Here is a 26,691-nt window from a genome sequence, read left to right as displayed (position 1 = left end):
GTGACATAGGGTTTTGAACGTGGAGCCCGATCTGTTCACCGCCGCGGCGGAAGAGCGCCAGGAGAAGGATCCGGCCGGCAGTCCCCTGGCGGTCCGGATGCGCCCGCGCACCCTCGACGAGGTGGTGGGCCAGCAACACCTGCTGAAGCCGGGTTCGCCGCTGCGCCGACTGGTCGGCGAGGGCAGCGGCGGCCCCGCCGGGCCCTCCTCCGTGATCCTCTGGGGCCCGCCGGGCACCGGCAAGACGACCCTGGCGTACGTCGTCTCGAAGGCGACGAACAAGCGTTTCGTGGAGCTCTCCGCGATCACCGCCGGCGTCAAGGAGGTCCGCGCGGTCATCGACGGAGCACGCCGCGCCACCGGCGGCTTCGGCAAGGAGACCGTTCTCTTCCTCGACGAGATCCACCGCTTCAGCAAGGCCCAGCAGGACTCCCTGTTGCCCGCGGTCGAGAACCGCTGGGTGACCCTGATCGCGGCGACCACCGAGAACCCGTACTTCTCGGTGATCTCGCCGCTGCTGTCCCGGTCCCTGCTGCTGACCCTCGAACCCCTCACCGACGACGACCTCAGAGGGCTCCTGAAGCGGGCGCTGAGCGACGAGCGGGGTCTGAAGGACGCCGTGGCCCTCCCCGAGGACACCGAGGACCACCTCCTGCGGATCGCCGGCGGAGACGCCCGCCGCGCCCTGACCGCCCTGGAGGCCGCTGCCGGGGCCGCGCTCGACAAGGGCGAGCCGGAGATCTCCCTCACCACCCTGGAGGAGACGGTGGACCGCGCGGCCGTGAAGTACGACCGCGACGGCGACCAGCACTACGACGTGGCCAGCGCCCTCATCAAGTCCATCAGGGGCTCCGACGTCGACGCGGCCCTGCACTACCTGGCCCGCATGATCGAAGCCGGCGAGGACCCCCGCTTCATCGCCCGCCGCCTGATGATCTCGGCCAGCGAGGACATCGGTCTCGCGGATCCCCACGCGCTCCCCATAGCCGTGGCCGCCGCCCAGGCCGTAGCCATGATCGGCTTCCCCGAGGCCGCGCTGACGTTGAGCCACGCCACCATCGCCCTCGCCCTCGCCCCCAAGTCCAACGCGGCGACCACAGCGATCGGCGCCGCCATGGAGGACGTACGCAAGGGGCATGCGGGGCCCGTGCCCATGCACCTGAGGGACGGGCACTACAAGGGCGCCGCCAAGCTCGGCCACGCCCAGGGCTATGTCTATCCGCACGACCTGCCCGAAGGCATCGCCGCCCAGCAGTACGCCCCGGAGGAGCTCAAGGACCGGGAGTACTACACACCCACCCGGCACGGCGCCGAGGCCCGCTACGCGGACGCGGTGGAGTGGACCCGCCGGAACCTCGGTCGCAAGCGGTCCTGAGCACCCTGTAGAATCCCTCGAAGTGCTGTGTCCCGTGCAGTCAGAACGGGACGGTCAGCCGGAACCCCCAGTGGGTTCCCGGAGCGTCGCGCACCGTTCGATCGGTGTCGCGGGCAGCCCACCACCACTCACCCCCAGGGGGAGACCGGTCGGTGGGCCACTCGCGTGCTGCACGTATGTGCCCAGACCAGGGGAGCGGCTGCCCATCACGTCCACCAGGCGCGAAGGGTTTCCCCGGCTGCGGATGCGACCTCCCTCAACCCTGACAAGCCGGAAACCGAGAAAAGAGAAACTGTGGCGAACCAGTCCCGCCCCAAGGTCAAGAAGTCGCGTGCCCTCGGCATCGCGCTGACCCCGAAGGCCGTCAAGTACTTCGAGGCCCGTCCCTACCCGCCGGGTGAGCACGGTCGTGGCCGCAAGCAGAACTCGGACTACAAGGTCCGTCTGCTGGAGAAGCAGCGTCTGCGCGCGCAGTACGACGTGTCCGAGCGTCAGCTCGTCCGCGCCTACGAGCGTGCCTCCAAGGTTCAGGGCAAGACCGGTGAGGCCCTGATCATCGAGCTCGAGCGCCGTCTCGACGCGCTGGTCCTGCGTTCGGGCATCGCCCGCACGATCTACCAGGCCCGCCAGATGGTCGTCCACGGCCACATCGAGGTCAACGGCCAGAAGGTCGACAAGCCGTCCTTCCGCGTCAAGCCCGACGACGTCGTGATGGTCCGTGAGCGCAGCCGCGAGAAGACCCTCTTCTCCGTCGCCCGTGAGGGCGGCTTCGCCCCCGACGGTGAGACCCCGCGCTACCTCCAGGTGAACCTCCGCGCCCTGGCCTTCCGCCTGGACCGTGAGCCGAACCGCAAGGAGATCCCGGTGATCTGCGACGAGCAGCTCGTCGTCGAGTACTACGCCCGCTGATCACCAGCAGGCGCTAGCACCACGCATCACCTCAGCCCGCCGTCTCCCCGCCCTTCCGGGTGGGCGAGGCGGCGGGTTCCTGCGTCTTCGAGGCGGCCGGTGTGTGCCGTACCGGCCCGCGCGGTGCCGGCAGCGCTTCCAGCTCCGGCTCCCGCCCGCCCCGCCGCAGGGCCCGGGCCACCGCCTCCTCCCGGTCGAGCCGGGCCCCCTGCCGTACGCACGCCTCGTACCGCTCGCCGCCCAGTCGCTCCCGGGCAGTCGCCTCGCACAGCTCGTGCGGGCCGTTGTAGTAGGCCGAGCCGAACAGCGGAAGGCCCACCGACGGCCACAGGGCGGCCGCCGCGCCCTGCAGCACGGCGGCCTCGGCCGCGTCGCCCTGGGTCACCGTGACCAGCGCGAGCAGCTCGATGGACAGGACCGAGCCGAGCAGGTCGTGGAAGGCGTGCGCACAGGTCAGACAGCAGGTGAGCAGCTCACGCGCGCGCGCCGGATCGCCCTCGCTCCAGGCCGCGTACGCCAGGACGTACAGCGCATACGAACGCGCCCAGCGCTCGCCGTGGTCCTCGCACACCCGGCGCACGTCCTCGCACAGCCGCACCGCGTCCGGCAGGTCTCCCAGGAAGGCGCGGGCCATGGCCGGCTCGACCTGGCCCATCAGCACATTGCTGTTGAGCTCGCCGATCTCCCGGTAACGCTCCAGCGACGAGCGCAGCAGCGTCTCCGCGCGGGGCATGTCGTCCGAGACGAGAGCCAGACAGCCGGTGCGGTGCTCGGCGTAGGCCATGGCCGCCGGGTTCGCGGACCGTTCCGCCCCCTCTCGGCACTCCTGCAGCGCAGCCAGCGCGGGCACCGTGTCGCCCTGCAGGATCCCCACATGGCCGAGGACCCAGAGGGCCTTCAGCCGGGAGTGCTCGTCCCCGGGCCCCGGATCACGGCCCGGCTCCAAGGCTCCGGGCGGCTCCAGGTCGACGGTGCGCTCCAGCCAGTGTCGCCCTTCCGAGAGACGCCCGCAGCCGACCCAGCAGAACCAGAGGGAGCCCGCGAGCAGCAGGCCCAGCTCCACTCCGTCGGGCTCGGAGAGGCAGTACTCCAGGGCACAGCGCAGGTTCGGCAGCTCGGCCTCGATCCGGGCGACCACCTCGTTCTGCCGCGGGGAGAACCAGTCCAGCTCGCACCAGGTCGCCAGGCCGACGTACCAGTCGCGATGCCGCCTGCGCAGCCGGACGGCGTCGCCGGTCGCCTCCAGCCACTCGACGCCATAGGCACGGACGGTGTCGAGCATCCCGTAGCGCACGCCCGTCGCGGTCTCCTCGCGGGTCACCACGGACTGGGTGACCAGCGCGGACAGCACGTCGAGGACGTCGTCGGAGTGCAGACCGCCGCCGCTGCACACGTACTCCGCGGCCTCCAGGTCGAACTGCCCGGCGAACACCGACAGCCGTGACCACAGCAACCGCTCCTCGGGCGTGCACAGTTCATGGCTCCAGCCGCTCGCCGTGCGCAGTGTGCGATGTCGGGCGAGGGTGTCGCGGCCGCCGCCCGTCAGCAGCCGGAAGCGGTCGTCGAGCCGCTCCAGAAGCTGACCGGGGGACAGTGCGCCCAGTCGTCCCGCGGCCAGCTCGATCGCCAGCGGGATGCCGTCCAGACGTAGGCACAGCTCCCGCACGTGCGGATCGTCCCCGGCCCTCACCCCCTGCCGCCCGGCCCGCTCGGCGAACAGTTCCACGGACTCGTCCTCGCTCAGCGGCCCCAGCGCGAACACCTGCTCGCCGGACACGGACAGCGGTCTGCGCCCGACGGCCAGGACGGCCAGCCCCGGAACCCGTCCCAGCAGGTCCACGACCAGGTCCGCGCACGCGTCCACCAGATGTTCGAAACCGTCCAGGACCAGCAGGAGTCGGCGCCCGGCGAGGTGCGCGAGAAGCGTCTCGCGCGGCAGTCGGGTGGTGTGATCCGTGAGTGCCAGCGTCTCCACGACCGCGTAGTCGACGAACTCCGGATCGCGTACGGCGGCCAGCTCGACCCGCCACACCCCGTCGGGCGGCGCGCACCGGCCGTCGGCCACCCGCGCCGCGAGCCTCGACTTGCCGATACCGCCCGGACCCGTCACGGTCACCAGCCGGGACGCGTCGAGCGCCCGCGCCAGTCCGGAGAGTTCGGCATCGCGGCCCACGAACCCGTCGAGCTCCAGGGGGAGATTGCCGTTCGCCTCGGTGCCGCCGGGCTGATGACTGCGCATGGAAGACGGAGCGTACTGAAGCGTGTTCACTCCGTACAGTCGTCGCGGGCGACTCCCGCGCGGGCAGGGGGTAATCCGGTGCGGAGCGCCGTCCCCGGCGCGATAGGCTCGGCACCGTTGTCCACAGGTGTTCATGAGAGCAGGTGCCAGAGTGTCCGGTGGAGAGGTTGCCGGGATCCTGGTGGCCGTCTTCTGGGCGATCCTGGTCTCCTTCCTCGCCGTAGCCCTGGCGAGGCTGGCCCAGACGCTCAGGGCGACCACCAAACTCGTGGCGGACGTGACCGACCAGGCCGTGCCGCTGTTGGCCGACGCCGCCGGAGCGGTGCGCTCGGCGCAGACCCAGATCGACCGGGTCGATGCGATCGCCTCGGACGTCCAGGAGGTCACGTCGAACGCCTCCGCGCTGTCCACCACCGTCGCCTCCACCTTCGGCGGCCCCCTGGTCAAGGTCGCGGCCTTCGGCTACGGCGTGCGCCGCGCGATCGGCGGCCGCAAGGACGAGGCGCCCGCGAAGGCATCCCGGCGTACCGTGATCGTGGGCCGGGCCGTCTCCCGGGGCCGCGGGAAGAGGGACTGAGGCTCAAGAGATGTTCCGCCGTACTTTCTGGTTCTCCACCGGCGTGGCCGCCGGTGTCTGGGCCACCACCAAGGTGAATCGCAAGCTGAGGCAGCTGACCCCCGAGAGCCTCGCCGCCACGGCGGCCAACAAGGCGATCGAGACGGGCGCCCGCATCAAGGACCGCGCGGTCGGCTTCGCGGTCGACGTCCGCGACAACATGGCCCAGCGGGAGGCCGAGCTGACGGACGCCCTCGGTATCCGAGAAGATCCCGAACTGCCGGCGCCCAGGCGCATCGCCGCCATCGAGAACACGACGTACACCACGCATTCGTACAACCGGAATGAGGACCACTGATGGAGTCGGCTGAAATCCGCCGCCGCTGGTTGAGCTTCTACGAGGAGCGCGGTCACACCGTCGTTCCTTCGGCGTCGCTCATCGCGGACGACCCGACTCTGCTCCTCGTCCCCGCCGGCATGGTCCCCTTCAAGCCGTACTTCCTCGGTGAGGTCAAGCCCCCGTGGGCGCGCGCCACCAGCGTGCAGAAGTGCGTGCGCACCCCCGACATCGAAGAGGTCGGCAAGACCACCCGCCACGGCACGTTCTTCCAGATGTGCGGCAACTTCTCCTTCGGCGACTACTTCAAGGAAGGCGCCATTCAGTACGCCTGGGAGCTGCTCACCAGCCCCCAGGACAAGGGTGGTTACGGACTGGAGCCGGAGAAGCTCTGGATCACCGTCTACAAGGACGACGACGAGGCCGAGCGCATCTGGCACGAGATCATCGGCGTGCCCAAGGAGCGCATCCAGCGCCTCGGCATGAAGGACAACTACTGGTCCATGGGCGTCCCCGGACCCTGCGGCCCGTGTTCCGAGATCAACTACGACCGCGGCCCCGAGTTCGGCGTCGAGGGCGGCCCCGCCGTCAACGACGAGCGGTACGTGGAGATCTGGAACCTCGTCTTCATGCAGTACGAGCGCGGCGAGGGCATCGGCAAGGACAACTTCGAGATCCTCGGCGAGCTCCCCAGCAAGAACATCGACACCGGCCTCGGACTTGAGCGCCTCGCCATGATTCTGCAGGGCGTGCAGAACATGTACGAGATCGACACCTCCATGGCCGTCATCAAGAAGGCCACCGAGCTGACCGGCGTGGCCTACGGCGACGCCCACGACTCGGACGTCTCCCTGCGCGTGGTCACCGACCATATGCGTACGTCCGTCATGCTCATCGGAGACGGTGTCACCCCCGGCAACGAGGGCCGCGGTTACGTCCTGCGCCGCATCATGCGCCGCGCCATCCGCAACATGCGTCTGCTCGGTGCCTCCGGTCCTGTCGTGCTCGACCTGGTCGACACCGTGATCGCCATGATGGGCCAGCAGTACCCGGAGCTCGTCACCGACCGCGAGCGCATCGAGAAGGTCGCCGTCGCCGAGGAGAACGCCTTCCTCAAGACGCTCAAGGCCGGCACCAACATCCTCGACACCGCCGTCACCGAGACCAAGCAGTCCGGTGGCACGGTCCTCGCCGGCGACAAGGCGTTCCTGCTCCACGACACCTGGGGCTTCCCGATCGACCTCACCCTGGAGATGGCCGCCGAGCAGGGCCTCTCCGTGGACGAGGACGGCTTCCGCCGCCTGATGAAGGAGCAGCGGGAGCGCGCCAAGGCCGACGCCCAGGCCAAGAAGACCGGCCACGCCGGTGCCGGCGCCTATCGGGAGATCGCCGACAAGGTCGGTGAGACCGACTTCATCGGCTACAGCGACACAGAGGGCGAGTCCACCGTCGTCGGCATCCTGGTCGACGGCGCCTCCTCGCCGGCCGCCACCGAGGGCGACGAGGTCGAGATCGTCCTCGACCGTACGCCCTTCTACGCCGAGGGCGGCGGCCAGATCGGCGACACCGGCAAGATCAAGGTCGACTCCGGTGCCGTCATCGAGATCCGCGACTGCCAGAAGCCGGTCCCGGGCGTCTACGTCCACAAGGGCGTCGTTCAGTTCGGTGAGGTGACCGTCGGCGCCAAGGCCCACGCCTCGATCGACGGCCGTCGTCGTACGGCCATCGCCCGTGCCCACTCGGCCACCCACCTCACCCACCAGGCCCTGCGTGACGCGCTCGGCCCGACGGCCGCCCAGGCCGGTTCCGAGAACCAGCCCGGCCGCTTCCGCTTCGACTTCGGCTCCCCGGCCGCCGTTCCGACGGCCGTGATGACCGACGTCGAGCAGAAGATCAACGAGGTGCTCGCCCGCGACCTCGACGTCCGCGCCGACGTCATGGGCATCGACGAGGCCAAGAAGCAGGGCGCCATCGCCGAGTTCGGCGAGAAGTACGGCGAGCGCGTCCGGGTCGTCACCATCGGCGACTTCTCCAAGGAGCTGTGCGGCGGCACCCACGTGCACAACACCTCGCAGCTCGGCCTGGTCAAGCTGCTCGGCGAGTCGTCGATCGGCTCCGGTGTCCGCCGTATCGAGGCGCTCGTCGGTGTCGACGCGTACAACTTCCTGGCCCGTGAGCACACGGTCGTCGCCCAGCTTCAGGAGCTGATCAAGGGCCGTCCTGAGGAGCTCCCGGAGAAGGTCTCCGCCATGCTCGGCAAACTGAAGGACGCCGAGAAGGAGATCGAGAAGTTCCGCGCCGAGAAGGTCCTGCAGGCCGCGGCCGGTCTCGCCGAGTCCGCGAAGGACATCCGCGGGATCGCGGTCGTCACCGGCCAGGTGCCGGACGGCACGACCCCCGACGACCTGCGCAGGCTGGTCCTCGACGTGCGCGGCCGCATCCAGGGCGGGCGGGCCGCCGTGGTCGCCCTGTTCACGGTCAACAACGGCAAGCCGCTCACGGTCATCGCCACCAACGAGGCCGCCCGCGAGCGCGGTCTCAAGGCCGGTGACCTGGTCCGCGCCGCCGCCAAGACCCTCGGCGGCGGCGGTGGCGGCAAGCCGGACGTCGCCCAGGGCGGCGGCCAGAACCCGGCGGCCGTCGGCGAGGCCGTGGACGCCGTGGAGCGCCTGGTCGGGGAGACGGCCAAGTAATGCGCAGGGGCCGTCGACTCGCGATCGATGTCGGGGACGCCCGCATCGGGGTCGCCTCGTGCGACCCCGACGGGATCCTCGCCACTCCGGTGGAGACGGTCCCCGGCCGGGACGTCCCGGCAGCTCAGCGTCGGCTGAAGCAGCTGGTCGAGGAGTACGAACCGATCGAGGTCGTGGTCGGACTGCCTCGCTCCCTCAAGGGGGGCGAGGGCCCGGCCGCGGTGAAGGTCCGTGGCTTCGTCCAGGAGTTCGCCCGCGGAATCGCGCCCGTTCCGGTGCGGCTCGTCGACGAGCGGATGACCACGGTGACGGCCAGTCAGGGACTGCGCGCATCCGGAGTGAAATCCAAAAAGGGCAGATCGGTCATTGACCAGGCAGCGGCCGTGATCATCCTTCAACAGGCACTCGAATCCGAGCGGGCGTCAGGTAAAGCCCCCGGCGAGGGCGTCGAAGTGGTCATCTGATCGCGATACGGTAACGTTCCGCGCGATGCGGCGACATTCGAACAGTCACCGCACAGAAAGAGGCGGAGCGGTAGCCGGATCGTGAAAGCAGGTGACCGCCGCCTCGCGGCTCTAGGGGATCGATGACTGAGTATGGCCGGGGCGAAGGCTCCGAACCGTGGCATCCGGAGGACCCGTTGTACGGGGATGACGGATGGGGTGGACAGCAGGCCCACGCGGGCCAGCAGTCCCCCTACGGCGGCCAGCCGCAGCACTATCCGCAACAGCCGCAGCAGCCGCAGTACGACAACGGTGGCTGGGGCGACGGCCAGCAGGGCGCATACGGTCAGGCGCAGCAGCAGTACCCGCAGCACGACGGCCAGTACGACCAGCACCAGCAGTACAACCACCAGCACCAGCAGTACAACCACCAGTACGACCAGCAGCATCAGCAGTACGACCAGCAGCAGTACGACCAGCAGGCCTATCAGGGCCAGTCGCAGCAGTCGTACGACAACACCGGCTGGGCGGCCGGTGCGCAGGGGCAGGCCCCGTACCCCGCCGACCCGTCGGATCCGTACGGCCAGCAGGCCGCCGCGTACGGCGCTGAGCAGCAGGACTACTACGGCAGCCCGGACGCCTACCCGCCACCGGAGCCGCCGAGCCGTCGGCGTGCCGAATCGGAGCCGCAGACCGACTGGGATCCCGGCCCGGACCAGGGCGAACACGCTTTCTTCGCCGGCGGTGACGACGAGGACGACTCGGACGAGCCGTCGGGCGATCATGGCGACCGGCGGAGCCGCGGCGGCAAAGGCGCCAAGAAGCGCAAGAGCGGCTGCGCCTGTCTGGTGGTCCTGCTGGTGTTCGGCGGCGGGATCGGCGGCGTCGGATACTTCGGCTACCAGTTCTACCAAAATCGTTTCGCCGCGGCCCCGGACTACGCAGGGGACGGCACGGCCCAGATGGTCAACGTCCAGATCCCCAAGGGAGCGGGCGGTTACGAGATCGGCCGACTGCTCAAGGAGGCGGGTGTCGTCAAGAGCGTCGACGCCTTCGTGACCGCCCAGGAGCAGAACCCCAAGGGGAAGTCGATCCAGGCCGGCGCCTATCTGCTGAAGAAGGAGATGTCCGCCGAGAGCGCCGTTGTGATGATGCTCGACCCGAAGAGCCAGAACAACGTCCTGGTTGCTCCGGGGGCACGGAACATCAGTGTCTACAAGCTGATCGACGAGAAACTCGATCTTGATTCCGGCACCACGCGAAAGACCGCCAAAGAAAAGTACAAGAGCCTCGGGCTGCCGAGCTGGGCGAACGACAATGAGGAAATCAAGGACCCGCTGGAGGGCTTCCTCTATCCGGGCACCTATCCCGCCGCGAAGGGCATGAAGCCCGAGACGGTACTGAAGGACATGGTCACCCAGGCCGCCCAGACATACGGCAAGTACGACCTGGAGGCGAAGGCCAAGGCGCTCAAGCTCGACAGTCCGCTGCAGGTCATCACGGTCGCGAGCCTCGTCCAGGCGGAGGGCAAGACCGAGGACGACTACCGCAAGATGGCGGAAGTGGTCTACAACCGGCTCAACCTCGCGAACCCCGAGACCTACGGTCTGCTGCAGTTCGACTCGACCTTCAATTACCTGAAGGGCCAGAGCAACATCAACATCTCCGAGTCGGAGATCAAGAGCAACAAGGACCCGTACAACACGTACACGACCAAGGGTCTGCCACCCGGACCGATCGACAATCCTGGCGTCACCGCACTGAAGGCGGCACTCGATCCGACGGACGACGGCTGGTACTACTTCGTCGCGACCGACGGCGTGAACAAGACCGAATTCGCCAAGACCCACGACGAATTCCTGAAGCTCAAGGACAAGTTCAATGAGGCCACGGGCAGCTGACGCCCGACGGGCAGCCGTCCTCGGCAAGCCCATCGCCCACTCCCTCTCCCCGGTGCTGCACCGCGCCGCCTACGAGGAGCTGGGGCTCACGGGCTGGTCGTACGACCGGTTCGAGCTCGACGAGGCCGCCCTGCCCGGGTTCGTCGAGCAGCTCGGTACGGAGTGGGCCGGGCTGTCGCTGACCATGCCGCTCAAGCGGGCGGTCATCCCCCTGCTCGACGAGATCAGCGAGACCGCCGCCTCGGTGGAGGCGGTCAACACGGTCGTGTTCGGGGCCGACGGCCGCCGTTTCGGCGACAACACCGACATCCCGGGAATGGTCGCCGCCCTCGGGGAACGGGGCATCGAACAGGTCGACTCGGCGGCGATCCTGGGCGCCGGCGCCACCGCCTCCTCCGCGCTCGCCGCGCTCGCCCGGATCTGCACCGGCGAGGTCGTCGCCTACGTACGCAGCGAGGGCCGGGCCGCCGAGATGCGGCAGTGGGGCGAACGCCTCGGCATCGACGTGCGTACGGCGGACTGGGATGCCGCGGCCGACGCCCTGCGCGCGCCCCTGGTGATCGCGACCACCCCCGCCGGGGCGACGGACGCGCTCGCCCATGCCGTACCGGAGCGGCCCGCGGCCCTCTTCGACGTGCTCTACGACCCGTGGCCGACCGAGCTCGCCGCCCGCTGGTCGATGATCGGCGGGGCCGTGGTCAGCGGTCTCGATCTGCTGGTGCACCAGGCCGTGCTCCAGGTCGAACAGATGACGGGCCTGAAGCCGGCGCCCGTGGAGGCCATGCGCAAGGCGGGCGAGCACGCGCTGGCGGCCCGCTGAGCGCCTTCGGCGAAGCCGTCCGGTGATGCCGGCGGGCCGTCGTCGCCCAGGCGGCCGTCGCGACGTCCGCCTGGGGTCTGAGAGCCCGGTACGTGTGTCCACGTCCGTCTGCTGGACCTGTGACCGGTTCCCCGCGCCGAACGTGGGAGGATCGGAGGTGGCGGGCCGGGGCCGCGCACCTGGTCGCGCCGTTGCCGTACGCGAGGACGCGCGTAAGCAGGGCAGTACCAGGGCGCGAGCACTGAGGAGCACCGTTGAGCAGGTTGCGCTGGCTGACCGCGGGGGAGTCCCACGGTCCCGCACTCGTGGCGACGCTGGAGGGTCTTCCCGCCGGCGTGCCGATCACCACGGAGATGGTGGCGGACCACTTGGCGAGGCGGCGTCTTGGCTATGGCCGCGGTGCCCGCATGAAGTTCGAGCGTGACGAGGTCACCTTCCTGGGCGGGGTCCGGCACGGTCTGTCGCTGGGTTCCCCGGTGGCGATCATGGTGGGCAACACCGAGTGGCCGAAGTGGGAGCAGGTCATGTCGGCCGATCCCATCGACCCCGAGATCCTGGCGGGGCTGGCGCGCAACGCGCCGCTGACCCGGCCGCGGCCCGGTCACGCCGACCTGGCGGGCATGCAGAAGTACGGCTTCGACGAGGCCCGGCCGATCCTGGAGCGTGCTTCGGCGCGGGAGACGGCGGCCCGGGTGGCGCTGGGCGCGGTGGCCCGCTCCTATCTGAAGGAGACGGCCGGCATCGAGATCGTCAGCCATGTCGTGGAGCTGTGCTCGGTGAAGGCCCCGGCCGGGGTGTACCCGACCCCGGCCGATGTGGAGAAGCTGGACGCCGACCCGCTGCGCTGCCTGGACGCGGACGCGTCGAAGGCGATGGTCGCCGAGGTCGATCAGGCCCACAAGGACGGCGACACCCTCGGTGGCGTGGTCGAGATCCTGGCCTACGGCGTCCCGGTCGGTCTGGGCTCGCATGTGCACTGGGACCGCAAGTTGGACGCCCGCCTCGCCGGTGCGCTGATGGGCATCCAGGCGATCAAGGGCGTCGAGCTCGGTGACGGCTTCGAGCTGGCGCGGGTGCCCGGCTCCAAGGCCCACGACGAGATCGTGAACACCTCCGAGGGCATCCGCCGGGTGTCGGGCCGCGCCGGCGGCACCGAGGGCGGGCTGTCCACGGGTGAGCTGCTGCGGGTCCGGGCCGCCATGAAGCCGATCGCGACCGTGCCGCGGGCCCTGCAGACCGTGGATGTGACCACCGGAGAGGCGACGCAGGCCCACCACCAGCGCTCCGACGTCTCCGCGGTGCCGGCCGCCGGGATCGTGGCCGAGGCGATGGTCGCGCTGGTGCTGGCGGACGCGGTGGCGGAGAAGTTCGGCGGCGACAATGTCGTGGAGACCCGCCGCAACGTGCGGTCCTACCTCGACAACCTGGCGATCCGATGAGCCCTGTGGTGGTCCTCGTCGGGCCGATGGGCGTGGGCAAGTCCACCGTCGGGCAGCTGCTCGCCGGGCGGCTCGGCGTGGGCTACCGGGACACCGACGACGACATCGTCACCGAGCAGGGCCGCACCATCGCGGAGATCTTCGTCGACGAGGGCGAGCCGGTGTTCCGGACGATCGAGAAGGCCGCGGTGGAGCGGGCGCTTGCGGGGCATGACGGTGTCCTGTCGCTGGGCGGCGGCTCGATCCTGGACGAGGACACCCGCGCCCTGCTGGCCGGGCAGCGGGTGCTGTACCTGTCGATGGACGTAGAGGAAGCGGTCAAACGCACCGGTCTGAACGCCGCGCGTCCACTGCTCGCGGTCAACCCGCGCAAGCAGTGGCGCGAGCTGATGGAGGCCCGCCGGCACCTGTACGAGTCGATCGCCACGGCGGTCGTGGTCACCGACGGCCGTACACCCGAAGAAGTCACCGACATCGCGCTGGACGCACTGGAGTTGAAAGAAGCATGAGCGAGGCAGTGACGCGCATCCAGGTCGGCGGCACCGCGGGCAGCGATCCGTACGAGGTCCTGGTGGGACGTCAACTCCTGGGTGAGCTCGGCGCGTTGGTCGGGGAGAAGGCCCAGCGGGTCGCCGTCATCCATCCCGAGGCGCTCGCCGACACCGGGGACGCGCTGCGCGCCGACCTCGCCGCGCAGGGCTTCGAGGCCGTCGCCATCCAGGTCCCGAACGCGGAGGAGGCCAAGACCGCCGAGGTCGCCGCCTACTGCTGGAAGGCGCTCGGCCAGTCCGGCTTCACCCGCTCCGACGTCGTGGTCGGCGTGGGCGGCGGCGCGACCACCGACCTCGCCGGGTTCGTGGCCGCGACCTGGCTGCGCGGGGTGCGCTGGATCGCCATCCCGACCACCGTGCTCGCCATGGTCGACGCTGCCGTCGGCGGCAAGACCGGCATCAACACCGCCGAGGGCAAGAACCTCGTCGGTGCCTTCCACCCGCCGGCCGGTGTCCTGTGCGACCTGGCCGCGCTGGACTCCCTGGCGGTCAACGACTACGTCTCCGGGCTCGCCGAGATCATCAAGGCCGGCTTCATCGCCGACCCGGTGATCCTGGAGCTCATCGAGTCCGACCCGCAGGCCGCGCGCACTCCGGCCGGCCCGCACACCGCCGAGCTCATCGAGCGCTCGATCCGGGTCAAGGCCGAGGTCGTCTCCTCCGACCTCAAGGAGTCGGGCCTCAGGGAGATCCTCAACTACGGCCACACGCTGGCCCATGCCATCGAGAAGAACGAGCGGTACAAGTGGCGGCACGGCGCCGCGGTGGCCGTAGGAATGCACTTCGCCGCCGAACTGGGCCGTCTGGCGGGCCGGTTGGACGACGCCACCGCCGACCGCCACCGCACTGTCCTGGAGTCGGTCGGCCTGCCGCTGCACTACCGCTACGACCAGTGGCCCAAGCTCCTTGAGACCATGAAGGTCGACAAGAAGTCCCGCGGCAATCTGCTGCGGTTCATCGTCCTCGACGGACTGGGCAAGCCCACCGTCCTGGAGGGACCGGACCCGGCCGTGCTGCTCGCCGCGTACGGCGAGGTCGGCCAGTAAGTCCCGCGACGGGCGTTCCGCCTGATTCGCCTTGCGGGGAGGGCACTTCGGGCCGCCCCCGGCCGTTCACCAAACGACGGCCGGGGGCGGTACCGTTCGGTGGCGAGGGGGTATATGCCCCCAGCCAGCGCCAATCAGCCTGCCGCGAGTGAGCCGGAGTGGCGCGTCGTGGACGGGAGGCCGAGCGCGCTCGGGCTCACGGCACCGACGTGAGCGCCCCGGAGGCGAACGAGCCGAAGAAGACGAGACGGAGTGGCACCGGATGCAGGACGCAGTGGGTTCTCCGCTGCCGCCGCCCCATCAGCCGGGGCACGGACCGGCCACCGGCTGGTCGCCGGCCGCACACCATCCGGGACCGCATCACCCGGGTGCGCACCAGGGCTCCACCCCGGTGCCCCCACCGCCCCCGGCACCGGGCTTCGCCCCGCCCCCGGTCCCGCCCGCGCCCCAGCACTCCCCGGTCCCGCCTGCCCCGCAGCACTCCCCGGCGCCGGTGCCGGACACCACCGGCCATGTGCCGCTGCCGCCCGGTGCCCCCGTGGGCGCACCCAGCGCACCGCCCGCCGCCGCGTCCGATCCCGCCGGCACCACCCTCGCCGTGCTGCTGATCGGCCCGGCCGGGGCCGGCAAGACCAGCGTCGCCAAGTACTGGGCCGACCACCGCCGGGTCCCCACCGCGCACATCAGCCTCGACGACGTACGCGAATGGGTCCGCTCAGGTTTCGCCGACCCCCAGTCCGGCTGGAACGACCACTCCGAGGCCCAGTACCGCCTCGCCCGCCGCACCTGCGGCTTCGCCGCGCGCAACTTCCTCGCCAACGGCATCTCCTGCATCCTCGACGACGCGGTGTTCCCGGACCGGCCGGTGGTCGGCCTCGGCGGCTGGAAGCGGCATGTGGGCCCCGGTCTGCTGCCCGTGGTCCTGCTGCCGGGCCTGGAGATCGTCCTGGAGCGCAACGCCGAACGCTCGGGCAATCGCCGCCTGACCGACGAAGAGGTCGCCCGGATCCACGGTCGGATGGCGGGGTGGTACGGCTCGGGACTCCCGATCATCGACAACTCCCAGATGGACGTACCGCAGACGGCGAAGGTGCTGGACGACGTTTTGGCGAGGTCGATCGCGAGTCCGCCGAGCTGGTAGAGCCCTATCAGGGGAGGGCTGACCGGACCCACCAAGGGGCGCGGGGCTGTGTCGATATGCGGCTCCGCCGCGTGGGCGCGACCAGCCCCCACCGGGTCCACGCAAGACGATCGACCCCCACTCGGCCTTCCTCGAACGGCGCCGAACCCGCAACGCTCCTACGCTCAACTCATGTCAGAGGTGTACGCCACCCGTAGAGCCCGCCTACGCGACCGCTGCCGAGCCGGCGGCAGTCAAGCCGCGCTGATCTCCCGCCCGGCCAACGTCCGCTACCTCGCGGGCGCGGCCCCGCAGGGCAGCGCCCTGCTCCTCGGCAACACCGAGGATCTACTGGTGTGCACCGGCCCACCGGACGACCGTCCCGGCATCGGCCGCCCCGACGGGGCCCTGCGCATCCACACCCTGCCCGGTGCCGGAGGTGACCCCGCCGTGGCCGCGGCAGACCTCGCCACAGGACAGGGCGCGGACTCGCTCGCCGTGGAGGAACAGCACCTCACGGTCGCGCGGTACCGAGCGATCCGCTCGGTCGTCCCGCGCCTGCGCCTCGCGGATCTCGCCGGTGCCGTGGAACAGCTCCGCATCATCAAGGACGAGGAGGAGATCTCCTGCCTCCGCATCGGCGCCGAGATCGCCGACCAGGCGTTGGGCGAACTCCTGGAGTCCATCCTCGTCGGCCGCACCGAGCGGCATCTCGCCCTCGAACTGGATCGCCGACTCGTCGACCACGGCGCCGACGGGCCGGCCTTCGTCACATCCGTCGGCACCGGTCCGAACTCCGGCCGTCGGGCCCACCGCCCCAGCGACCGCCGGGTCGAGGAGGGTGACTTCCTCTCCGTCTGTCTGGGTGCGAACTACCGCGGCTACCGCTGCGAGATCGGCCGTACCTTCGTCATCGGTACGTCCCCCGCGGACTGGCAGATCGAGCTGTACGACCTCGTCTTCGCCGCTCAGCGGGCCGGACGCGAGGTGCTGGCACCCGGTGTGGCCTACCGTGACGTGGACCGGGCGGCACGTCAGGTACTGGAGTCCGCGGGGCACCACGAGGGCCTCCCGTCGCTCACCGGACACGGTGTGGGACTCGAAATCGACGAGGACCCGCAGCTGGCCCCCGCGGCCATGGGTAAACTGGACGCTTGCGTGCCGGTCACCGTCGAACCGGGGGTCCACCTCCCGGGACGGGGCGGCGTCCGGATCGATGACACGCTCGTCGTACGCCCCGAGGCGGACGGCGGACCCGAGCTACTCACCATCACGACCAAGGAGCTGCTCGCCCTCTAGGCAGAGGCGTGCGCCGGGGTCGTCCACGTCAGTCCAGGAGATTCCGCAACCGTGGCTTCCACGAACGACCTCAAGAACGGCCTGGTGCTCAAGCTCGAAGGCGGCCAGCTGTGGTCCGTCGTCGAGTTCCAGCACGTCAAGCCCGGCAAGGGCCCGGCATTCGTGCGCACCAAGCTCAAGAACGTGCTGTCCGGCAAGGTCGTCGACAAGACGTTCAACGCCGGCGTCAAGGTCGAGACGGCCACTGTCGACAAGCGCGACATGCAGTTCTCGTACATGGACGGCGAGTACTTCGTCTTCATGGACATGGAGACCTACGACCAGCTGATGATCGACCGCAAGACGGTCGCCGACGCCGCGAACTTCCTGATCGAGGGCTTCACGGCCACCGTCGCGCAGCACGAGGGCGAGGTGCTCTTCGTCGAGCTGCCGGCCGCCGTCGAGCTCGTCATCCAGGAGACCGAGCCGGGCGTCCAGGGCGACCGCTCCACCGGTGGCACCAAGCCCGCCATCCTGGAGACAGGTCACCAGATCCAGGTCCCGCTCTTCATCACCACCGGTGAGAAGATCAAGGTCGACACCCGCACGAGCGACTACCTCGGCCGGGTGAACAGCTAACCGTGGCTGCCCGCAACACGGCCCGCAAGCGCGCCTTCCAGATCCTCTTCGAGGGCGACCAGCGCGACGCCGATGTCCTGACGGTCCTCGCGGACTGGATCCGGCTCTCCCGGGGAGACACCCGGCAGCCGCCGGTGAGCGAGTACACGATGCAGCTGGTCGAGGGCTACGCGGCGCACGCGAAGCGTATCGACGAGCTCATCGCGCAGTACTCGGTCGGCTGGACGCTGGACCGGATGCCGGTCGTCGACCGCAACATCCTGCGTCTCGGCGCCTACGAGCTGATCTGGGCCGACGAGACCCCGGACGCCGTGGTGCTCGACGAGATGGTGCAGCTGGCCAAGGAGTTCTCCACGGACGAGTCGCCCTCGTTCGTGAACGGCCTGCTGGGCCGACTCAAGGACCTGAAGCCTTCGCTGCGCCGCGACGAGGCGTAGGACTGCGCCGTGCGCCGACGAGGCGCAAGAGACGCGGAACGCCTGAGGGCCCGCAGCGAGACCGCTGCGGGCCCTCAGGCGTTCCCGTACGGCTGAGACCCACAGCGCCCGCAGAAAGCCGCCGGGGTGGCCGGAACAGTGAAGTTACGGCCACCCCGGCGGCACGTTTCTGCTGAGGCTGGGAGCGGCTCAGCTCTCTTCGTGGGACACCGCGCGACGGGCGTCCGCGTCCAATACACCCCAGCTGATCAGCTGCTCGGTGAGGACCGAGGGCGACTGGTCGTAGATGACGGCGAGTGTGCGCAGGTCGTCCTGGCGGATCGAGAGCACCTTGCCGTTGTAGTCACCGCGCTGGGACTGGATCGTCGCCGCGTAGCGCTGGAGGGGGCCCGCCTTCTCGGCCGGTACATGGGCCAGTCGCTCCAGGTCGAGGACCAGCTTCGGCGGCGGCTCGGCTGCCCCGCCCGGAGTGGTGCCCGGCAGCAGTTCCTGCACCGGCACGCCGTAGAAATCCGCCAACTCGGCAAGGCGCTGCACGGTCACCGCGCGGTCGCCACGCTCGTACGAACCGACCACGACCGCTTTCCAGCGTCCCTGGGACTTCTCCTCGACACCGTGGAGGGAAAGGCCCTGCTGGGTGCGGATGGCCCGGAGCTTGGCCCCGAGCTGTTTGGCGTATTCGCTGGACATATAGCTCCCCGGACACTGGATCGACGCGGCTGCAGTGGTCCCGAGCCGCGCGTCTGGTAACTCACTGTGAGGTTACGCAGCGTGACTCTTCTGCGTCAAGCCGAATGGTCCACACCGACTCTTCCGCGGGAGATGTGACCGATTGGGCCAAGGGGGTGATCAGGGACGTCGTTTCGGCCTGCTACCGTGGATGGCGCAAATCCGACGTCCTTTAAGGTCCGTCCCGTGAGGCGGAGAAGGAGGTCCGTTTCGTATGGACAGCCAGCAGGAATCGCAAGCCGCCGCCGATGCCCGACCCGTTCTCGAGGGCCCCGACATCGCGCGCGTGCTGACCCGTATCGCCCACGAGATCGTCGAACGCGCCAAGGGCGCCGACGACGTGGTGCTCCTCGGCATTCCCACCCGAGGCGTCTTTCTCGCCCAGCGGCTCGCCGTCAAGCTGGAGGAGATCACCGACCGCAAGATCCCGGTCGGTTCGCTCGACATCACCATGTACCGCGACGATCTGCGCATGCATCCGCCGCGTGCGCTGGCCCGCACCGAGATCCCCGGTGACGGCATCGACGGCCGGCTGGTCGTCCTCGTCGACGACGTGCTCTTCTCCGGCCGCACCATCCGCGCCGCCCTGGACGCCCTGAACGACATCGGGCGCCCGCGCGCGGTGCAGCTCGCGGTCCTCGTCGACAGAGGCCACCGCGAGCTGCCCATCCGCGCCGACTACGTCGGCAAGAACCTCCCCACGTCGTTGCGGGAGACGGTCAAGGTCCAGCTCACCGAGGAGGACGGTCGCGACACCGTGCTGCTCGGTGTGAAGCAGACCCAGTAGCGGGCCGCTCCGGCACACCGGTGCTCGGCGTGCCCTCGCTTGCCCGTAATCTCCCGAACTTCCTTACGGAGCCTGACAGATGCAGCGTCATCTCATCTCGGCCGCCGACCTCACCCGCGACGACGCCGTCCTGATCCTCGACACCGCCGAGGAGATGGCCCGGGTCGCCGACCGGCCGATCAAGAAACTGCCGACCCTGCGCGGCCGTACGATCGTCAACCTCTTCTTCGAGGACTCCACGCGCACGCGTATCTCCTTCGAAGCCGCCGAGAAGCGCCTCTCGGCGGACGTCATCAACTTCACCGCCAAGGGGTCGAGCGTGTCCAAGGGCGAGTCCCTGAAGGACACCGCCCAGACCCTGGAGGCCATGGGTGTCGACGCCGTGGTCATCCGCCACGGTGCCTCCGGAGCGCCGTACCGCCTGGCCAACTCCGGCTGGATCGATGCCGCCGTCATCAACGCCGGCGACGGGACGCACCAGCACCCGACCCAGGCCCTGCTGGACGCGTTCACCATGCGCCGCCGGCTCGTCGGGCGGGACGCCGGGCTCGGCCAGGACCTGGCCGGCAAGCGCATCACGCTCGTCGGGGACGTGCTCCACAGCCGGGTCGCCCGCTCCAACGTCGCCCTGCTGCACACCCTCGGCGCCGAGGTCACCCTCGTCGCGCCGCCCACCCTGGTGCCGGTCGGCGTCGAGACCTGGCCGTGCGAGGTGTCGTACGACCTGGACAGCACGCTCGCCAAGTCCGACGCGGTGATGATGCTCCGCGTGCAGCGGGAGCGCATGAACGCCGCGTTCTTCCCGACCGAGCGCGAGTACTCCCGGCGCTACGGCCTGGACGGCGACCGCATGGCGCGGATGCCGGAACACGCCATCGTGATGCACCCCGGACCGATGGTCCGCGGCATGGAGATCACCGCCGAGGTGGCCGACTCCGACCGCTGCACCGTCGTCGAGCAGGTCGCCAACGGAGTGTCCATCCGGATGGCCGTTCTGTACCTGCTGCTCGGTGGCGCTGTGGTCGATTCGAAGAACGTGCCCGCCGTGTCCCCCACCCGTATCGAGGAGAAGTAAGACACATGAGCAAGATCCTGATCCGTGGTGCGAAGGTGCTCGGCGGCGAGCCGCAGGACGTGCTGATCGACGGCGCCGTGATCGAGGCCGTCGGAGCCGGGCTCTCCGACGCGGGCGCCGAGGTCGTCGAGGCCGCAGGCAAGGTGCTTCTTCCGGGCCTCGTCGACCTGCACACCCATCTGCGTGAGCCGGGCCGCGAGGACTCCGAGACCGTGCTGACCGGCACGCGCGCGGCGGCCTCCGGCGGCTACACCGCCGTGTTCGCCATGGCCAACACCTTCCCGGTCGCCGACACCGCCGGTGTGGTCGAGCAGGTCTACCGGCTCGGGCAGGAGCACGGCTACTGCGACGTGCAGCCTATCGGGGCCGTCACGGTCGGCCTGGAGGGCCGCAAGCTCGCCGAGCTCGGGGCCATGTACGAGTCGGCCGCCGGTGTGACCGTCTTCTCCGACGACGGCAAGTGCGTCGACGACGCTGTGATCATGCGCCGCGCCCTGGAGTACGTGAAGGCCTTCGGCGGGGTCGTCGCCCAGCACGCGCAGGAGCCGCGGCTGACCGAGGGCGCCCAGATGAACGAGGGCATCGTCTCCGCCGAACTGGGACTCGGGGGCTGGCCCGCGGTGGCCGAGGAATCGATCATCGCCCGGGACGTCCTGCTCGCCGAGCACGTCGGCTCCCGCGTCCATATCTGCCACCTGTCGACCGCCGGGTCCGTCGAGATCGTCCGCTGGGCCAAGTCCCGCGGCATCGACGTCACCGCCGAGGTCACCCCGCACCACCTGCTCCTCACCGACGAGCTGGTGCGGACGTACAACCCCGTCTACAAGGTGAACCCGCCGCTCCGCACCGAGCAGGACGTGCTCGCGCTGCGAGAGGCGCTCGCCGACGGCACGATCGACATCGTCGCCACCGACCACGCCCCGCACCCGCACGAGGACAAGGACTGCGAGTGGGCCGCGGCCGCCATGGGGATGGTGGGCCTGGAGACCGCGTTGTCAGTGGTGCAGGAGACCATGGTGGACACCGGGCTCCTCACCTGGGCCGGGGTCGCCGAGCGCATGTCCGTCAAGCCCGCCGAGATCGGGCGGGCGGCGGGCCACGGCCGTCCCGTCTCGGCTGGTGAGCCCGCCAACCTCACGCTCGTCGACACGGAATACCGTGGGTCCGTGGACCCCGCGGGCTTCGCCTCGCGCAGCCGCAACACTCCGTACGAGGGGCGTGAGCTGCCGGGCCGTGTCACGCACACGTGGCTCCGGGGCAAGGCCACGCTCGTCGACGGGAAGCTCACGTGACACCTGTAATCCTGCTCGCAGCCGAGAAGAAGTCGGCCGAGGTCACCGACTGGGCGGCCCGCGTCGGCTGGCTGGTCGGCCTCGCCCTGTTCGTCGCGCTCGTCTACTGGCTGATGCGCGAGGGCTGGAAGTGGCGCGGCACGCTCCAGGGCGACCTGCCCGAGCTGCACACCTCGCCGGACGACCTCGGCGCGGCGAAACTGAGCATGAGCGGCCGCTACCACGGCTCCACCACCGCGGGTCAGTGGCTCGACCGGATCGTGGCGCACGGCCTCGGCACCCGCAGCCGGGTCGAGCTCACGCTGACGGACGCGGGACTGGACGTCGTGCGCCCCGGCGCGACGGACTTCTTCATCCCCGCCGACGCCCTGCGCGAAGCCGTGCTCGGCAAGGGCATCGCAGGCAAGGTCCTGACCGAGGGCGGGCTCCTGGTCGTGACCTGGGCCCACGGCGAGCGGCTGATCGACTCGGGGTTCCGCTCGGACCGCGCGGCCGAGCACACCGAGTGGGTCGGCGCCATTAACTCCATGATCAACAAGACGGAAACGGAAGGCGCACGATGACGACCTCCACAAGGGGGGCCACGAAGGCCCCCGCGGTACTCGTCCTGGAGGACGGCCGGATCTTCCGCGGCCGTGCCTACGGGGCCGTGGGGGAGACCTTCGGCGAGGCCGTGTTCTCCACCGGCATGACCGGCTACCAGGAGACCCTGACCGACCCGTCGTACGACCGTCAGATCGTCGTCGCGACCGCCCCGCAGATCGGCAACACCGGCTGGAACGACGAGGACGACGAGTCGAGCCGCATCTGGGTCTCCGGCTACGTCGTGCGCGACCCCGCGCGCGTGCCGTCCAACTGGCGTGCCAAGCGCTCCCTTGACGACGAGCTGGTCGCGCAGGACATCGTCGGCATCAGCGGCATCGACACCCGCGCGCTCACCCGCCACCTGCGCGAGCGCGGCTCCATGCGGTCGGGGATCTTCTCCGGTGAGGCGATCGCCCCCGAGTCCGAGCTGGTCGCGCGTGTGCAGGCCCAGCCGCACATGAAGGGCGCCTCGCTCTACGAAGAGGTCGCCACCAAGGAGGCGTACGTCGTCCCCGCGATCGGCGAGAAGAAGTTCACCGTCGCCGCCATCGACCTCGGCATCAAGGGCATGACCCCGCACCGCATGGCCGAGCGCGGCATCGAGGTGCACGTGCTGCCGGCGACGGCCACCGCGGACGACGTCTACGCGGTCGCCCCCGACGGAGTCTTCTTCTCCAACGGACCCGGCGACCCGGCCACCGCCGAGGGCCCGGTCGCGCTGATGACCGCCGTCCTGGAGCGCAGGACGCCCCTGTTCGGCATCTGCTTCGGCAACCAGATCCTCGGCCGCGCGCTCGGCTTCGGCACCTACAAGCTGAAGTACGGCCACCGCGGCATCAACCAGCCCGTGCAGGACCGTACGACCGGCAAGGTCGAGGTCACCGCGCACAACCACGGGTTCGCCGTGGACGCGCCGCTCGACAAGGTCAGCGAGACCAGGTTCGGGCGCGTCGAGGTCTCGCACGTCTGCCTGAACGACAACGTCGTGGAAGGGCTCCAGCTGCTCGACCAGCCGGCCTTCTCCGTCCAGTACCACCCCGAGGCGGCAGCGGGCCCGCACGACGCCGCCTACCTGTTCGACCGCTTCACGTCTTTGATGAGCACAGTTCTGATGGAGGGCCAGCGTGCCTAAGCGCACCGATATCCAGTCCGTCCTGGTCATCGGCTCCGGCCCGATCGTCATCGGCCAGGCCGCCGAGTTCGACTACTCCGGCACACAGGCGTGCCGCGTCCTCAAGGCCGAAGGCCTGCGCGTCATCCTGGTCAACTCCAACCCGGCGACGATCATGACCGACCCGGAGATCGCCGACGCCACCTACGTCGAGCCGATCACCCCGGAGTTCGTCGAGAAGATCATCGCCAAGGAGCGTCCCGACGCCCTACTGCCCACCCTGGGCGGTCAGACGGCCCTCAACACGGCGATCTCGCTGCACGAGGCCGGCACCCTCGACAAGTACGGCGTCGAGCTGATCGGCGCCAACGTCGAGGCGATCAACAAGGGCGAGGACCGCGACCTGTTCAAGGACGTCGTGGAGGAGGTCCGCAAGAAGATCGGGCACGGCGAGTCCGCCCGCTCGGTCATCTGCCACTCCATGGACGACGTCCTCCAGGGTGTCGAGACGCTGGGCGGCTACCCGGTCGTCGTCCGTCCCTCCTTCACCATGGGCGGCGCCGGCTCCGGCTTCGCGCACGACGAGGAGGAGCTGCGCCGCATCGCCGGTCAGGGCCTCACGCTCTCCCCGACCACCGAGGTGCTCCTGGAGGAGTCCATCCTCGGCTGGAAGGAGTACGAACTGGAGCTGATGCGCGACAAGCACGACAACGTCGTGGTCGTCTGCTCCATCGAGAACTTCGACCCCATGGGCGTGCACACCGGTGACTCCATCACCGTCGCGCCCGCGATGACGCTGACCGACCGCGAGTACCAGCGGCTCCGAGACGTCGGTATCGCGATCATCCGTGAAGTCGGCGTCGACACCGGCGGCTGCAACATCCAGTTCGCGATCGACCCGGTCGACGGCCGTGTCATCGTCATCGAGATGAACCCGCGCGTGTCGCGTTCCTCGGCGCTCGCCTCCAAGGCAACCGGGTTCCCCATCGCCAAGATCGCGGCGAAGCTCGCCGTCGGCTACACGCTGGACGAGATCCCCAACGACATCACCGAGAAGACCCCGGCCTCCTTCGAGCCGACACTCGACTACGTGGTCGTGAAGGCGCCCCGCTTCGCCTTCGAGAAGTTCCCGTCCGCGGACTCGACGCTGACGACCACCATGAAGTCGGTCGGCGAGGCCATGGCCATCGGCCGCAACTTCACCGAGGCCTTCCAGAAGGCGCTGCGCTCGCTGGAGAAGAAGGGCAGCCAGTTCACCTTCGTCGGCGAGCCCGGTGACAAGACGGCTCTCCTGGAGGAGTCCGTACGGCCCACCGACGGTCGCATCAACGTGGTCATGCAGGCCATCCGCGCGGGCGCCACGCCCGAGGAGGTCTTCGAGTACACCAAGATCGACCCCTGGTTCGTCGACCAGCTCTTCCTGATCAAGGAGACCGCGGACGAGCTGGCCTCCGCCGAGCGCTTGGACGCCGATCTCCTCGCCGAGGCCAAGCGGCACGGCTTCTCCGACCAGCAGATCGGTGAGATCCGGGGGCTGCGCGAGGACGTGGTGCGCGAGGTGCGGCACGCGCTCGGCGTGCGCCCGGTCTACAAGACCGTCGACACCTGCGCGGCCGAGTTCGCCGCAAAGACGCCGTACTTCTACTCCTCCTACGACGAGGAGAACGAGGTCGCGCCCCGGACCAAGCCCGCGGTGATCATCCTGGGCTCGGGTCCGAACCGTATCGGCCAGGGCATCGAGTTCGACTACTCCTGCGTCCACGCATCCTTCGCGCTGAGCGACGCCGGGTACGAGACCGTGATGGTCAACTGCAACCCGGAGACCGTCTCCACCGACTACGACACCTCCGACCGGCTGTACTTCGAGCCGCTCACGCTGGAGGACGTCCTGGAGATCGTCCACGCCGAGCAGCAGGCCGGGCCGGTCGCGGGTGTGATCGTGCAGCTCGGTGGACAGACCCCGCTGGGTCTGGCGCAGGCGCTCAAGGACAACGGCGTACCGGTCGTCGGGACCTCGCCCGAGGCGATCCACGCCGCCGAGGACCGGGGCGCCTTCGGCCGCGTCCTCGCCGAGGCGGGCCTCCCGGCCCCCAAGCACGGCACCGCCACCACCTTCGCCGGCGCCAAGGCCATCGCGGACGAGATCGGCTACCCGGTCCTCGTACGGCCCTCGTACGTCCTCGGCGGCCGCGGCATGGAGATCGTCTACGACGAGACCCGCCTGGAGGCCTACATCGCCGAGTCGACCGAGATCAGCCCCTCACGGCCGGTCCTGGTCGACCGCTTCCTGGACGACGCGATCGAGATCGACGTGGATGCGTTGTACGACGGCCAGGAGCTGTACCTCGGCGGTGTGATGGAGCACATCGAGGAGGCCGGCATCCACTCCGGCGACTCGGCGTGCGCGCTGCCGCCGATCACCCTGGGCGGCCACGACATCAAGCGGCTGCGGGCCTCCACCGAGGCCATCGCGCGCGGGGTCGGCGTACGCGGCCTGATCAACATCCAGTTCGCGATGGCCGGCGACATCCTCTACGTCCTGGAGGCCAACCCGCGCGCGTCCCGCACCGTCCCCTTCACCTCGAAGGCGACCGCGGTCCCGCTCGCCAAGGCCGCCGCCCGGATCTCGCTGGGCGCGACCGTCGCCGAACTGCGGGCGGAGGGCCTGCTTCCGGCGAGCGGTGACGGCGGAGAGCTCCCGTTCGACGCGCCGATCTCCGTCAAGGAGGCCGTCATGCCGTGGTCGCGCTTCCGCGACATTCACGGCCGCGGTGTCGACACGGTCCTCGGCCCGGAGATGCGCTCCACCGGCGAGGTCATGGGCATCGACTCGGTCTTCGGCACGGCGTACGCCAAGTCCCAGGCGGGCGCCTACGGTCCGCTGCCGACCAAGGGGCGCGCCTTCATCTCGGTCGCCAACCGCGACAAGCGCTCCATGATCTTCCCGGCGCGCGAACTGGTCGCCCACGGTTTCGAGCTGCTCGCCACCTCCGGCACCGCCGAGGTCCTCAAGCGCAACGGCATCAACGCCACGATCGTGCGCAAGCAGTCCGAGGGCACCGGCCCGAACGGCGAGAAGACCATCGTCCAACTCATCCACGACGGCGAGGTCGACCTCATCGTCAACACCCCGTACGGCACCGGCGGCCGCCTCGACGGTTACGAGATCCGTACGGCGGCCGTGGCGCGGTCGGTCCCATGTCTGACGACGGTCCAGGCGCTCGCCGCGGCCGTCCAGGGCATCGACGCCCTCAACCACGGCGACGTGGGCGTCCGTTCGCTCCAGGAACACGCGGAACACCTGACCGCGGCCCGCGACTAGCAGCCCT

General features: G+C 69.8%; 23 protein-coding genes. 21 read left to right on the top strand and 2 right to left on the bottom strand.

Going from position 1 to position 26,691, the window contains the following annotated elements:
- The first annotated feature begins 19 nt into the window (after positions 1-19).
- Positions 20-1,375: a replication-associated recombination protein A gene (locus tag ACI2L1_RS17350; protein ID WP_404740171.1), complete on the top strand. Its 1,356-nt coding sequence runs from the start codon at positions 20-22 to the stop codon at positions 1,373-1,375.
- A 294-nt stretch (positions 1,376-1,669) separates the two neighbouring features.
- On the top strand, positions 1,670-2,284 hold the full coding sequence (gene rpsD, locus ACI2L1_RS17345) for a 30S ribosomal protein S4 (RefSeq protein WP_404740170.1): 615 nt from the start codon (positions 1,670-1,672) through the stop codon (positions 2,282-2,284).
- A gap of 31 nt (positions 2,285-2,315) precedes the next feature.
- On the opposite strand, the gene ACI2L1_RS17340 is transcribed toward rpsD, so the two are convergent.
- Positions 2,316-4,523, bottom strand: a complete 2,208-nt coding sequence (locus ACI2L1_RS17340; RefSeq protein ID WP_404740169.1) for an ATP-binding protein — start codon at positions 4,521-4,523, stop codon at positions 2,316-2,318.
- 151 nt (positions 4,524-4,674) lie between these two features.
- Here ACI2L1_RS17340 and ACI2L1_RS17335 point away from each other — a divergent pair, with 151 nt between their 5' ends.
- From ACI2L1_RS17335 to nusB, 13 genes are all read left to right on the top strand, one after another.
- On the top strand, positions 4,675-5,100 hold the full coding sequence (locus tag ACI2L1_RS17335) for a DUF948 domain-containing protein (protein ID WP_404740168.1): 426 nt from the start codon (positions 4,675-4,677) through the stop codon (positions 5,098-5,100).
- A 10-nt stretch (positions 5,101-5,110) separates the two neighbouring features.
- Complete coding sequence (locus ACI2L1_RS17330; RefSeq protein WP_404740167.1) at positions 5,111-5,437, top strand: hypothetical protein; 327 nt, start codon at positions 5,111-5,113, stop codon at positions 5,435-5,437.
- Positions 5,437-8,109 (top strand): alanine--tRNA ligase, encoded by a 2,673-nt coding sequence (gene alaS / locus ACI2L1_RS17325; protein WP_404740166.1) that lies wholly within the window; start codon positions 5,437-5,439, stop codon positions 8,107-8,109. The genes ACI2L1_RS17330 and alaS overlap by 1 nt, the downstream gene beginning before the upstream one ends.
- Positions 8,109-8,573 carry a Holliday junction resolvase RuvX gene (gene ruvX / locus ACI2L1_RS17320; RefSeq protein ID WP_404740165.1) on the top strand — a complete coding sequence of 155 codons (465 nt, stop codon included), beginning with the start codon at positions 8,109-8,111 and terminating at the stop codon, positions 8,571-8,573. Before alaS ends, ruvX begins: the two co-directional genes overlap by 1 nt.
- Before the next feature lie 122 nt (positions 8,574-8,695).
- On the top strand, positions 8,696-10,453 hold the full coding sequence (mltG, locus tag ACI2L1_RS17315; RefSeq protein ID WP_404740164.1) for an endolytic transglycosylase MltG: 1,758 nt from the start codon (positions 8,696-8,698) through the stop codon (positions 10,451-10,453).
- Positions 10,434-11,273, top strand: a complete 840-nt coding sequence (locus ACI2L1_RS17310) for a shikimate dehydrogenase (RefSeq protein WP_404740163.1) — start codon at positions 10,434-10,436, stop codon at positions 11,271-11,273. Before mltG ends, ACI2L1_RS17310 begins: the two co-directional genes overlap by 20 nt.
- A 254-nt stretch (positions 11,274-11,527) precedes the next feature.
- Positions 11,528-12,712: a chorismate synthase gene (gene aroC, locus ACI2L1_RS17305; RefSeq protein ID WP_404740162.1), complete on the top strand. Its 1,185-nt coding sequence runs from the start codon at positions 11,528-11,530 to the stop codon at positions 12,710-12,712.
- Positions 12,709-13,221: a shikimate kinase gene (locus ACI2L1_RS17300; protein WP_404740161.1), complete on the top strand. Its 513-nt coding sequence runs from the start codon at positions 12,709-12,711 to the stop codon at positions 13,219-13,221. The genes aroC and ACI2L1_RS17300 overlap by 4 nt, the downstream gene beginning before the upstream one ends.
- Positions 13,218-14,309: a 3-dehydroquinate synthase gene (gene aroB, locus ACI2L1_RS17295; protein WP_404740160.1), complete on the top strand. Its 1,092-nt coding sequence runs from the start codon at positions 13,218-13,220 to the stop codon at positions 14,307-14,309. The genes ACI2L1_RS17300 and aroB overlap by 4 nt, the downstream gene beginning before the upstream one ends.
- Before the next feature lie 262 nt (positions 14,310-14,571).
- Positions 14,572-15,450: a Pro-rich N-terminal domain-containing protein gene (locus ACI2L1_RS17290; RefSeq protein WP_404740159.1), complete on the top strand. Its 879-nt coding sequence runs from the start codon at positions 14,572-14,574 to the stop codon at positions 15,448-15,450.
- A gap of 171 nt (positions 15,451-15,621) precedes the next feature.
- Positions 15,622-16,728 (top strand): aminopeptidase P family protein, encoded by a 1,107-nt coding sequence (locus tag ACI2L1_RS17285; RefSeq protein ID WP_404740158.1) that lies wholly within the window; start codon positions 15,622-15,624, stop codon positions 16,726-16,728.
- A gap of 51 nt (positions 16,729-16,779) precedes the next feature.
- A complete protein-coding gene (gene efp, locus ACI2L1_RS17280; protein ID WP_404740157.1) occupies positions 16,780-17,346 on the top strand; it encodes an elongation factor P in 567 nt (188 codons plus the stop codon).
- A 2-nt stretch (positions 17,347-17,348) separates the two neighbouring features.
- Positions 17,349-17,783 carry a transcription antitermination factor NusB gene (nusB, locus tag ACI2L1_RS17275; protein WP_404740156.1) on the top strand — a complete coding sequence of 145 codons (435 nt, stop codon included), beginning with the start codon at positions 17,349-17,351 and terminating at the stop codon, positions 17,781-17,783.
- A gap of 189 nt (positions 17,784-17,972) precedes the next feature.
- Here nusB and bldD read toward each other — a convergent pair whose 3' ends face one another.
- A complete protein-coding gene (bldD, locus tag ACI2L1_RS17270; protein WP_003956405.1) occupies positions 17,973-18,473 on the bottom strand; it encodes a transcriptional regulator BldD in 501 nt (166 codons plus the stop codon).
- A 253-nt stretch (positions 18,474-18,726) separates the two neighbouring features.
- Between bldD and pyrR the strand changes: the two genes are divergently transcribed.
- The 6 genes from pyrR (at position 18,727) to carB (ending at position 26,684) form a co-directional block, all read left to right on the top strand.
- Positions 18,727-19,299 (top strand): bifunctional pyr operon transcriptional regulator/uracil phosphoribosyltransferase PyrR, encoded by a 573-nt coding sequence (pyrR, locus tag ACI2L1_RS17265; RefSeq protein WP_404740155.1) that lies wholly within the window; start codon positions 18,727-18,729, stop codon positions 19,297-19,299.
- Between the two features lie 79 nt (positions 19,300-19,378).
- Positions 19,379-20,374: an aspartate carbamoyltransferase catalytic subunit gene (locus ACI2L1_RS17260; RefSeq protein ID WP_404740154.1), complete on the top strand. Its 996-nt coding sequence runs from the start codon at positions 19,379-19,381 to the stop codon at positions 20,372-20,374.
- Between the two features lie 5 nt (positions 20,375-20,379).
- Positions 20,380-21,666: a dihydroorotase gene (locus ACI2L1_RS17255; RefSeq protein ID WP_404740153.1), complete on the top strand. Its 1,287-nt coding sequence runs from the start codon at positions 20,380-20,382 to the stop codon at positions 21,664-21,666.
- Complete coding sequence (locus tag ACI2L1_RS17250) at positions 21,663-22,229, top strand: hypothetical protein (protein ID WP_404740152.1); 567 nt, start codon at positions 21,663-21,665, stop codon at positions 22,227-22,229. The genes ACI2L1_RS17255 and ACI2L1_RS17250 overlap by 4 nt, the downstream gene beginning before the upstream one ends.
- A complete protein-coding gene (carA, locus tag ACI2L1_RS17245; protein WP_404740151.1) occupies positions 22,226-23,383 on the top strand; it encodes a glutamine-hydrolyzing carbamoyl-phosphate synthase small subunit in 1,158 nt (385 codons plus the stop codon). The genes ACI2L1_RS17250 and carA overlap by 4 nt, the downstream gene beginning before the upstream one ends.
- Positions 23,376-26,684, top strand: coding sequence for a carbamoyl-phosphate synthase large subunit (gene carB, locus ACI2L1_RS17240; protein ID WP_404740150.1), 3,309 nt, complete (start codon positions 23,376-23,378; stop codon positions 26,682-26,684). The genes carA and carB overlap by 8 nt, the downstream gene beginning before the upstream one ends.
- Positions 26,685-26,691 lie beyond the last annotated feature (7 nt).

The organism is Streptomyces sp. NPDC019531, from assembly GCF_044903305.1.
Lineage (GTDB): Bacteria > Actinomycetota > Actinomycetes > Streptomycetales > Streptomycetaceae > Streptomyces.
The sequence above is the reverse complement of the archived record's forward strand: the minus strand, read 5'-3'. Positions and strand labels throughout refer to the sequence as shown.